Origin of the sequence: Natronospira sp. (genome assembly GCF_007134575.1) — a bacterium.
GTDB classification, from domain to species: domain Bacteria; phylum Pseudomonadota; class Gammaproteobacteria; order Natronospirales; family Natronospiraceae; genus Natronospira; species Natronospira elongata.
In genome coordinates this window covers 1-2,665 of the sequence record NZ_SLKM01000054.1, presented here as the reverse complement: position 1 = coordinate 2,665, position 2,665 = coordinate 1, and the positions used below count along the sequence as shown (strand labels likewise).

At 67.3% G+C, this 2,665-nt stretch carries 2 protein-coding genes; both read left to right on the top strand.

The genetic code is table 11. The annotated features are described in order from the left end of the window. The coding region (locus ACJWXQ_RS02205; RefSeq protein WP_406672050.1) for a hypothetical protein at window positions 1–864 on the top strand (864 nt) is incomplete at its 5' end. Between the two features lie 178 nt (window positions 865–1,042). Further along, window positions 1,043–2,665: protein kinase domain-containing protein (locus tag ACJWXQ_RS02200; protein WP_406672049.1), on the top strand; the 1,623-nt coding region annotated here is incomplete at its 3' end.

The following is a 2,665-nucleotide window of genomic DNA, read 5'->3' as shown; positions in this document are numbered from 1 at the left end:
GTGGAGGATTTCCGCGTGACCATTGGCGGCCGGCCGGCCCGCCTGGAAGCCGTGGAGTGGATTCCCGGAGATGAACCGTTTCCCGAGGGTCTTCCGCCCGCCGAGGCCGAGGTTGCCGGGGTGCCGCCAACGCCGCCGGGTCGGCTGGTGGTGCTGTTTTTCCAGACGGATTACGTGCGCGAACGCATGACCGGGTTGTACCGCATGGTGCCGCGGGCCAGGGACCTGGTGGCGGGCTTGAGACCTCATGACCGGGTGGCAGTGGTGACCTTCGATGCCCATCTGAAACTGCACCTGGACTTCACAGCCGACCGGGAGGCGCTGGATGCAGTGCTGCGCCCAACGGTGTTGTTCCGGTCCGTGGAGCCCCTGCCGGACGGGGAGTTTCCATCCCTGGCCGCGCACTTTCCCTTTCAGGAGGCGCAACGGGCTGCCAGTCCGGAAGCAGCGCTGCGTATCACCGCTGAAGCCCTGCGCGAGATTCCCGGTCCCAAGACGCTCGTGTTCTTCGGCTGGGGATTCGGCCGCTTCGACCGCTCGGGGGTTCGGCTCGGACCGGACTACCACGATGCCCGTGCCGCGCTCGTCCGGGCCAGGGTGACGGTGCTCTCCCTGGACGTCACCGATGCCGACTACCATTCGCTGGAAGTGGCGATGGAGCAGCTGGCTTATGACACCGGGGGCTTCTACGTGAAGACGCACCAGTTCCCGGGCCAGGCGGTGGAGCGGGTGGCCCTGGCCCTGACCGGCCGCTACGTGCTGGTGGTGGAGCGTCCCGAGCAGTTGCGCAGTCGCCGGAACGTGCGCGTGGAGCTGGTGGGTCGGTCCGGCACGGTCATGGCCCGCCGCGAACTGGCCGATTAGCAGAAAGACGGCCCTTCCAACCCGGGAATCCACGTGCTGATCATTCCCTGTTGAGGCTCTCGGGGCGATCCCCTTTTTTGCGAGGGATGGCCTTGGAGCCTGGAGGGCGGGGGTACACTGGGAGCGGAGCATTCCCATGCAGGATCCCGCATCTTTGGTCGGGCGGCAGATCGGCAGCATGCGCATCTTGGAGATGCTCAGCACCGGCGGCATGGGCGCGGTCTACGTCGGGTACGACGACACCCTGCAGCGCCGTGTCGCGGTCAAGGCCCTGCACGAGCGTTTCCGGCTGGGAACTGAGGCGAGGGAGCGGTTCCTGCACGAGGCGCGGGTTCTGTCCCGCCTGAATCATCCCAGCGTGTGCACGATCCACGACTACATCGAGGGGGACGACTGCGACCTGCTGGTTCTCGAGCTGATCGAGGGACAGAGTCTGCGCCGTTTGTTGGAGACGGAGATGGAGGACGAGCAGCGATGGAAGGTCGCCCATGGGCTGGTCGAGGCCATGGTGGTGATGCACGGCGCCGGGGTGGTCCATCGCGATCTCAAGCCGGAGAACGTCATGGTCACCGGCCAGGGCGTGGTCAAGCTGCTCGACTTCGGTATCGCTCACCTGGTTCGTGATGAACTCGTCGCCGCCGGCGACGAGCGGGAACCCGGCGCCGCGCTGGACGACGTGGTGGTGGGAACCCTCGGCTACATGAGCCCCGAACAGGCCCGTGGAGAAGCGACCACGGCAGCCAGCGACATCTTCAACCTGGGCCTGATTCTCCAGGAGCTGTTTTCCGGGAGTCGGGCCATGGAGTTGGGCGCCACCCCCCTGGCGACGTTGCGGATGGCCATGGAGGGGCGGACCGTTCCCGTCGGCGGGGTCGACCCTGACCTGGCGAACCTGATCGAACGCATGAAGAGCCGTGCTCCGGGCCATCGCCCCTCCACGGTGGATGTTGCCGAACGCCTGGGTCTGATCATGGAGAAACCGCGGCGCCGCCGCCGCCGCCGGATTGTGGCCGCAGTGACCGCTGTGGTTCTGGTGTTGGTGTCAGCCTCCTTGGGCCTGTGGCAGCGCGAGCGTCGGCGGACGCGTACGGTGGCCGCCCTGGCCCAGAGTTTCGGCGAGGAGGTGTGGACGGCCGAATGGATGCTCCGGGTTGTCCACATGCGGCCTCGCCACGACATCCGGGAGGAGCGGGCTGAGGTCGTCCGGCGCTTGGCCGCGCTGGAGCAACGCATGGCCGAACTCGGCGATGTTGCCACCGGGCCCGGCGGCTACGCGCTTGGCCGGGGCTATCTTGCCCTGGGCGACCCGGCGACGGCGCGGGTCCACCTGGAACGTGCCTGGCAATCGGGCTACCGGAACCCGGAGGTGGCCAGCGCACTGGGTCAGGCCCTGAGTTCCCTGTACCGGGAAGAGTTGGCGAAGGTTCAGGGTGTGAGGAGTGAGCAGGAACGCAAACATTTGCGGGTGCTGATCGAGCGGGAGTATCGCGACCCGGCGCTGTTGCTGCTTCAAGACGCCGCTGCCGGCCAGGCCGAGGACGGTCTCCTGATCGAAGCACTGATCGCCTTCTGCGAGGATCGGCTCGAGACCGCGCTGGCCAAGGCGAGAGAGGCCTCCACGGTGGCGCCGTGGCTGCACGCGGCCATGAAACTGGAGGCCGAGATCTGGGTGATCATCGGCGACGATGCCTGGCACCGCGGCGATGTGGATGGGGCCATGGCAGCGTACGAGCGCGCCGGCGACGTCTTGGCCAGGGCCATCGATCACGCCCGCAGTGACCCGAGTCTCTATGAAGGCGAC